Origin of the sequence: Cereibacter johrii (assembly GCF_001720585.1) — a bacterium.
Classification (GTDB): Bacteria; Pseudomonadota; Alphaproteobacteria; order Rhodobacterales; family Rhodobacteraceae; genus Cereibacter_A; species Cereibacter_A johrii.
The window spans coordinates 1-7,516 of the sequence record NZ_MABH01000196.1 but is presented as its reverse complement, the minus strand read 5'-3'; the positions used below and the strand labels follow the sequence as shown (position 1 = coordinate 7,516).

The 7,516-nt window shown below is 72.2% G+C and carries 8 protein-coding genes and 1 pseudogene; 2 read left to right on the top strand and 7 right to left on the bottom strand.

All coding sequences use genetic code 11. The features are described 5' to 3' along the window. The coding region (locus tag A9O63_RS17585) for a CHAD domain-containing protein (RefSeq protein ID WP_141703113.1) at positions 1-409 on the top strand (409 nt) is incomplete at its 5' end. 241 nt (positions 410-650) lie between these two features. Here A9O63_RS17585 and A9O63_RS17580 read toward each other — a convergent pair. The 5 genes from A9O63_RS17580 to A9O63_RS17560 form a co-directional block, all read right to left on the bottom strand. Next, the gene (locus tag A9O63_RS17580; RefSeq protein ID WP_069333083.1) at positions 651-1,658 is read right to left on the bottom strand and encodes a GGDEF domain-containing protein; all 1,008 of its coding nucleotides are present in this window, start codon (positions 1,656-1,658) and stop codon (positions 651-653) included. Continuing rightward, positions 1,658-2,245 (bottom strand): heme NO-binding domain-containing protein, encoded by a 588-nt coding sequence (locus A9O63_RS17575; protein WP_069333082.1) that lies wholly within the window; start codon positions 2,243-2,245, stop codon positions 1,658-1,660. Before A9O63_RS17575 ends, A9O63_RS17580 begins: the two co-directional genes overlap by 1 nt. A gap of 62 nt (positions 2,246-2,307) precedes the next feature. Further along, positions 2,308-4,017, bottom strand: a complete 1,710-nt coding sequence (locus A9O63_RS17570; protein WP_235837000.1) for a DUF4153 domain-containing protein — start codon at positions 4,015-4,017, stop codon at positions 2,308-2,310. Between the two features lie 133 nt (positions 4,018-4,150). Further along, positions 4,151-4,843 (bottom strand): HAD family hydrolase, encoded by a 693-nt coding sequence (locus A9O63_RS17565; RefSeq protein ID WP_069333080.1) that lies wholly within the window; start codon positions 4,841-4,843, stop codon positions 4,151-4,153. A gap of 55 nt (positions 4,844-4,898) precedes the next feature. Continuing rightward, complete coding sequence (locus A9O63_RS17560) at positions 4,899-5,177, bottom strand: DUF3572 domain-containing protein (protein ID WP_069333079.1); 279 nt, start codon at positions 5,175-5,177, stop codon at positions 4,899-4,901. Between the two features lie 129 nt (positions 5,178-5,306). Here A9O63_RS17560 and A9O63_RS17555 point away from each other — a divergent pair, with 129 nt between their 5' ends. Next, on the top strand, positions 5,307-6,692 hold the full coding sequence (locus A9O63_RS17555) for a diguanylate cyclase (protein WP_069333078.1): 1,386 nt from the start codon (positions 5,307-5,309) through the stop codon (positions 6,690-6,692). Between the two features lie 66 nt (positions 6,693-6,758). Here the strand turns inward: A9O63_RS17555 and A9O63_RS17550 are convergent, their stop codons facing one another. Both A9O63_RS17550 and A9O63_RS17545 read right to left on the bottom strand, forming a co-directional pair. Then, positions 6,759-7,286: a periplasmic heavy metal sensor gene (locus tag A9O63_RS17550; protein WP_069333077.1), complete on the bottom strand. Its 528-nt coding sequence runs from the start codon at positions 7,284-7,286 to the stop codon at positions 6,759-6,761. A 1-nt stretch (position 7,287) separates the two neighbouring features. Further along, a pseudogene (locus A9O63_RS17545) lies at positions 7,288-7,516 on the bottom strand (dihydroorotate dehydrogenase); the annotation flags it as partial.

Genomic DNA, 7,516 nt, shown 5'->3' with positions numbered 1-7,516 from the left:
CGCGCTGGCCGCGCGACCGACGACGCTTCTCGGAGGGCGGGCACTGGGCGACGCCTGGGCGGCCTGCCTCGCGCACGGGGGCGATCTTGCGACCATGTCGGACGAGGAGCGGCACGAGATGCGCAAGGATCTCAAGACCATGCGCTATACGGTCGAGTTCTTCGGCGAGATCTGGGCGGGCAAGGCGCAGGCCCGCTTCCTCGGACGGATGAAGGAGCTTCAGGATGCGCTCGGCCATCTGAACGATCTGGCGATGCTGCGCCGCGAGGGCGCGCTGGACGCACATCACGCCGCCGCCGCCCGGGAGGCGATGCAGACGGCGAGCAGCCTCTGGTCGCAGACCGCGGCGGCGCCGGTCTGGTGGAGCGAGAGCGAAGCGCAGGCGCGCGTGGAGACATCCCCGGCCTGAGGCGACGAGGCCGCGGCCGGGGGTCCCATCGGAGCGGATCGCGCTCCGGGGCGGAAAGGTGCCCCGGAGCGCCTGCCTCCGCCGAGGCGCCGCGGCGGAACTCCTTCGCCGAGGCACCATGGTGGAGTTCCTCCGCGCGTCACGGGCGGATCACATGACAGCGCCGTCGGTCGGAAGCCTGCGGGGCTGCCGGAGCATTTCTTCGTTGTGGCGGAGGCGCGGGCCCCCGGCGTTTCGGATGTCAAGCATCGCGTCGATGCTCCGGTCGCGCGCCCTCGCTGAGCACGGCGATCCCCCGGCCCGCGCGCTTGGCCGCGTAGAGGGCCTCATCCGCATCGGCAAGCATCCGCGCCAGATCCGGCCGGTCGTACTGCACCGAGAGCGTCATGCCGATGCTGGCCGAGACGCGGCAGACACCGCCGCCGAAGGGGATGGGCCGATCCACATCGGCAATGACCCGTGCGGCGAGGCGCTTCATCGGCTGGGGATCGGCGAGGCCGGGGAAGAGCATCATGAATTCGTCGCCCCCGATCCGGGCCACCGTGTCTCCCGTCCGGGTCTCGCGCGACAGGACCTGTGCCACCGCCCGCAGCACCTCGTCGCCCGCGGCATGGCCGAAACTGTCGTTCACCTCCTTGAAGAAATCGAGATCGAGATGCATCAGCCCGAAGGGCCGGCGCGTGGCGATCACCGCCTCGAGCGCCTGATCGATCGCCCGACGGTTCCGGAGCCCCGTCAGCTCGTCGGTCAGCGCCTCCTCCTCGGCCAGCCGGCGGGCCCTCTCGAGCCGGCCGTTGAGGCGGCGCAGCTCCTCGGCGACGGCGGTCTTGGCCTCGACCAGATAGAGAAGCTCGACCGCGAGGTCGGTCGGCGCGAAGTCTCCGTCGGTCAGGCCGTGGCGGCGGACGGCCTCGATCACGGAAATCCCGAAGGACAGGTTCAACAGAAGACCCCGCCCCTCGTGCTTCGGCGTCGCCACGCCGCGCAGGCTGACACCGCCGTCCAGCGTGGTGAGATGGAGGCGCACACCCGTGCGCGCGGCGAGCGCCGCCGGCGTCTCGATGCCCGTGGGCCTGCGCACCTTGAAGAGGTCGAAGAAGGGCCGGCGCAGCGGCGAATCGGCGAAGAGCTTGCGCAGGGTCGGGCCGCAGCCTGCGATCTCGCCCAGCGGATCGAGACGCAGATGCATGGGCATGAGGAGATCGAGCCCCCCTGCCCCGATGCCGACGGGCTTTGCCACATTGCCCATCAGCCCAGCCGCTCGGCCAGATCGAAGGGCCGGCCCACCGAGAAGGCCGGATCGAGGAGCGCGATCGAGACCGCCTCGCCCTCGGGCGTCTGCCCACGATGCACGAGCATCACGAGCACCCCGTAATCGTCCGCCATGGCGCGCAGGAGCCCCAGCATCACATGCCCCATGCCTTCCAGCGGCGAGGCACAGATGAGCCGGAAGCGGTTCGGCCCGAGGTCGGTGATCTGCAGGTCCGGCAGGTCGAGATCGGGCAGCGCCAGCCGCGCCCGGTCCGGCAGGTCATCGAGCGAATGGAGGAAATCTGTGAAGGTCACGCCCCCGAAGCGCAGCAGGCGCCGAAGGCGGGCCGTCGTCGGATGGGAGACGAGATAGGTGCCCACATCCTCGAGAAGCGCCTCGCGCGAGCGGGAGAGGCGATGGGCGGCGGCGGCGATGACCGCCTCCGTCTCGGACAGTTCGTAGATCAGCATCGGCTCGAACGTGTCGAAGCCGAGCCGCGCATCGCGCGCGACATCGGCCCAGAGCGCGGGGCTGTATGTGTCGCGCAGAAAGCATTCGATCGCCCTGTTCACCAAGCCATGCACGTCGCCGGATCCTCCTTTGACCCGAAGACTATCCGGCGGCGCTTAACAAGATCCCAATGAGGTCATGGCATCAGCACGAAGGCGCTGCCGCCCGCGCGCAGCCGGTTGACCGGCGCCGGCCCGAGATCGGGGCCCGTGTCGAGCTGGCCTGCGATGACGGCTTCGGGCGCCTCCGCTGTGGCGGGCGTCAGGTCCTGCACCGAAAGCATGTCGAGCCGGCCCTCGCTCAGGCCGAAGCCCTGCTGCGAAAGCCCGCCGCGCGGGCGCAGCATCAGCACCAGCGCCTCCTCGCCCGGACGCTCGGTGAGGAAGTCGCCCACGATCATCACGCAGCCCGGCCGGCCGTCGGGCAGCGCGATGCGGCAGCCGTCGCGCCAGACCCTGCGCTCGGCGGGCGCGAGGCGGGCCACGACGGCCTCGCGCATGGCCTCCTTGCCCGGGGGCCGCACCGCCATCAGCGTGGCGAGTTCCACCGCCAGATCCTCGCTCGCCCGCATCCGCCCCGGGACGCCCGGCCGGGCCAGCCGGTCGGCCAGCGCCTCCTGACCCGGCTCGGAGGCACGCTGCTGCAGCGCCTCGAGCGCCTCCGAGCCTGCGCGGCCCCAGCGGCCGATGGCATAGGGGTCGAGATCGGGCAGCTCGGTCCGGCCGTCGAGGACGCGGGCCAGCTGGTCGCGGGCCGCGATCCGCGTGGGGTCGAAGAGCGGCGTCTGCCAGAGGGCCGCCGTCACGAGGAGCACGAGGGCCATGCCGATGTTGCCCGCCCGGATCCGCGCCATCCAGGCGCGCCCCGACAGGACCGATCCGGCATAGAGGAGCCCGTAGGCCAGCGCGAAAGCGGCCGCCACCGCCCCGACCAGCCGCTCGGGCGTCCAGCCATAGGCCGCGACGCGCTGCCAGAGCGCCCAGGCCGCCACCGCCGCCGGAACGGGCAGGAGGAGAGCCAGGGCCTGCGTCGCGCGGCGCATGAAGGTGCCCTCCACCGCCTCGGCGTCGCTCTGGTCGATGGCGATGGTGACGAGGAGCGCGGCCGCCGCCGCCATCGCGATCAGGATCTGCGCGACCGAGACCGTGCCGAACCCCGCCTCGAGACCCCGGAGGGGCAGGCCGAGGATGAAGAGCGCCACGACGCAGAGGACGAGCGGCAGGAGGATGCGCAGAAGCTTCAGCACCAGAGCGGGCGAGATCAGGTCGGAATATTCCATCCCCCCCGCGAGGGCGAGACCGAGCGCGAGGCCGGTGACGAGCCAGGGGCCCATGTCGGTGTCGGTGATGCGGCCGATCACATCCACGCCCACCAGCTCGAGCAGGGCGTTGGAGAGGAGGAGGAGCCCCCAGACCAGCGCCGTGAAGAGCCAGGCCGCGGCCATCCGTACGGTCAGGGTCCAGGCGGCGGTGAAGAGGGCGGGATAGTCGCGCCAGGTCCCCTGATCGGCGGCCACGAGGAAGGGCAGCGGCACGAGGGCGAGGATCAGCACCGGCAGGACGCTGCCCGCGACGCTGAACATCGATTCGATCCCGTCGAACCGGAGGCTCGCCAGCAAGAGGAAGACCGTGACCGCCGCCGCGACGAGCGCCGCCCCGGCCGCCGCGCGCCGGGCGGGGAGCGGCCCGGTCAGGCTCAGCCAGCCGCCGAAGAAGACCGCGGCAAAGCCCGTGGCGCAGAGGGCCGCGCGGTCGGGCAGGATCTGCTGCTCCGCGACCTTCAGAAGCAGGTGCAGGCACAACCCCGCGAGCCCGCCCATGGCGGTCATCACCAACCGCTGCCGCATGTGCCGTTCCATCGCGCCCCCCGAAGCTGCCGCGCGGGGACGCTAGCGCGAAGCCGGGGGCTCTTCCAGTCGACCCGGCGGGAAGCCGCAGGGGCGCCGCCCGAGGCCGGGGCCCCGAGGCGGAGGCCAGCGGTCAGGCGGCCAGACCGTCGATCCAGTCCGCGAGCTCTCCGATGTCGGGCAGGACCGCATCGGCCAGTCCCGCGAGATCCTCGGCCACGGCGATGCCGGTCAGCACCGCCACCGTCCGCATCCCGGCCGCCCGTCCGGCGATCAGGTCATGGGCGGAATCGCCCACCATCACCACCTGCGCCGGGGCGAGGCCCAGCCGGTCGGCGAAGGCCAGGAGCATCCCCGGCTCGGGCTTGCCTCCGTGGCCGGAATCCGCCCCCGCGATGAAATCGAACAGTTCGGTCAGCCCATGCCGGCCCAGATGGGCCCGCGCCGGAACCTCGGAATCGTTCGTGGCCAGCCCGATCTTCAGCCCGCGCGCCCGGAGGCCCGACAGAAGCGGCTGAAGCGGCACCGCCTCGCACATCTCCGCCCCGGCCGCGAGCCGGTTCATCCGCGCCACCAGCTCCTGCTTGTCGCTGCCGGGAAGCAGCGGGAGCAGAAGTTCGGCGATCTCCTCGGCGGTCGAGGCGATCACCGGGCTCCACGGGGCGAAGGCGCCGGTCTCCATGTCGTAGCCCAGCGCCACAGCCAGATCCTGCGCCTGCGCCTCGGTCTCCGCGAGTTCGCGCAGGAGATGCGCCGACCAGGCGCCCCAGCTGCGGCGGAAGTCGAAGAGCGTGCCGTCCTTGTCGAAGATGATGCCGCGGATCATGTCCACCTCCCTGCCCCGGCCGAAAGTGCCATGCTGCGCGGCAGATGCAACGGGATCATGTCCAATGGGTCTGGGCGCCGCCGGGAAGGGCCGCCCGCGCCCGCATCGGCGCCTCGTAATCGAGCCCCGCCTCGTCGCAGAAGCTCATGACGCGGGCATCCTCGGCCATCAGGAAGTCGAGCACGCCGATCAGGAAGGCGGGCTTGCCCGCATCGCGGCGCACATCCTCGGGCGTGGCCCCGGTCATGTGCAGGAAGGCATCGAGCAGCCCCTCCTGCGCCGCGATCCAGCCCAGCGCCTGCAGAGCCAGCGTCTCGGCGGATTGTCGCTGCATGTCGATCCCCCATGTCTGTCCGCAGAGACCGGTCAGATCACATCCGGGCGACAGGGGGAAGACCGGGAAAGGAAACCTTAACCAGTTCCCCGCCAGAGTGGGGCCTCGGCGAGGCAGGGCGGCAGGGGCATGGGCGGAAAGGTCTTAATCACCGACAATGTGGCCACGAACCGCATCGTCCTCAAGGTCAAGCTCGCGGCGGCCTGTTACCTGCCCCTGATGGCGGGCGACGGGGCCAGCTGCCTGTCGCTGGCGCGCGCCGAGCTGCCCGATCTGATCCTGCTCGACTGGGCCCTGCCCGACATGGCGGGCCTCGAGGTCCTGCGCCATCTGCGCGCGGATCCCGCGACGCGCGACATACCCATCATCATGATCTCCGCCTCGCGCGATCCGTCCATCGCGCTGCAGGCGCTGGCCGAGGGGGCCGACGATGTTCTCGCCAAGCCGTTGGACGATCCGGTGCTGATGGCGCGGCTGCGCAGCCTCTTGCGGCAGCGCGACAGTTCGGGCGAGGGCGCGGTGCGCGGGGCTGCGCTGCGCGCGCTGGGTCTGGCCGAGCGGGCGGAGGCCTTCGAGGGGCCGGGCCTGATCGCCCTGGTGGCGGCGCGGCCCGACATGGGCCTGCGCTGGCGGAAGGAGCTTCAGGCCCTGATGCCAGACCGGATCGTGCTCCAGAGCCGCGAGGAAGCGCTGGCCCAGGCTGGCCCGGTGCCCGACATCTTCGTGATCGACGCCGATCTCGACGGGCCGGGCGGCGGGCTCCGGCTCATGTCGGATCTCCGCAGCCGGGCCGCCTCGCGCCATGCCGCGGTCTGCATCGTCCGCGGGCAGATGGGCGGCGAGGGCACGGCGATGATCTACGATCTCGGCGCGAACGACCTCCTGCCCGCGGCCTTCGATCCGCGCGAGGCGCGGCTGCGGCTGCGCAACCTCCTGCGCCGCAAGCGCCGGGGCGACGAGATGCGCGCCACGCTGCAGAACGGGCTGCGGCTTGCGGTCGTCGATCCCCTGACCGGGCTCTACAACCGCCGCTATGCGGGGGCCCATCTCGCCGCCGTGGCCGAGCGGGCACGCGCGACCGACGAGCGGTTCGCGGTGATGGTGATCGATCTCGACCGGTTCAAGTCGGTGAACGACCGCTGGGGTCATGGCGCGGGCGATGCGGTGCTGGTAGCCGTGGCGCGCAGGCTCCATGCCAACCTCCGCCCCGGCGATCTGATCGCGCGCATCGGCGGCGAGGAGTTCCTCGTGGCGCTGCCCGAGGTGCACCGCCCGGAGGATGCCCATGCGGTGGCCGAACGGCTGCGCGAGGCTGTCGAGGAGGAGCCGGTGCCCCTGCCCTGCGGCGGCAGCCTGCGGGTGACGATCTCGGTGGGTCTCGCCCTCTCGCCCGACGGGGCCGGACGGCGCGCAGAGCCGGTCGATGCGGTGGTGCAGCGGGCCGACAGCGCGCTCCTCCTGGCCAAGTCGGCGGGCCGGAACCAGGTCACGATCGAGCGGAGCGCCGTGGCCTGATCGCGGACGCGGGCTCAGCCGCGCGGGCGCCCCGCTCGCCGCGGAGCTCGCCATGCGGGCGCGGGCTCAGTCGTGCGGACGCCCCCGCTCGCCGCGGTGCTCGCCATGATGCCCCTTGCGGGTAAGGCTCGCCTCGAGACGGTCGGCGAAGGCTCGCCGCTCCTCGGGCGCCATCGCCTCGATCCGCGCGCCCAGAAGCCGCGACCCGAGTGCCGCGGTCTCGGCGCCGCGCTGCTGCTGCCGGTCGAGCACCGCCTGCAGCGCGGCCGCATCGTAGGGCTCGGCCCGCAGCGTCGCGAGCATCGCCCGGAAATCCTCGCGCATCTCGCGGCGGATCATGCGGAAATCGCCGCGCTCGTCGAGGAACGCGCGCCGCATCTCCTTGCGATCCTCGGGCGCGAGCGCCTCGGCGAAGGGGCCGAAGCCGAGATCGCGCACCGGGCCGCGCATGTCGTCATCGGCGCGGAAGCGCCAGATGGCGCCCCCTGCCATGCCCACGACGGCAAGGTTCAGCGCGACCGACAGGGCCAGCGCGACCTTGATCCAGCGGGGGGCGCGCGAAGCGGAGGGGGGAGTGGGGGTCATGTCGGTCATCTCAGCCTTCCACCGGCGTCTCGAGGCTTGCAAAAAGGTCGTAGCCGGGCAGCAGGTCCACGCTTTCCAGCGGATCGCCCGCCGTGCCGCCCCAGAGCGCCTCGGCCACGGGCGCGGGCTGGGCCATCCCGATCCAGACCCCCGCGAGGGTCGCGGTGGCAAGGCCCGCAAAAACGCCGCCGCCGCCGAATAGCGCCAGAAGCCGGGGCCTGACGCGCGGCCGCGGCGCG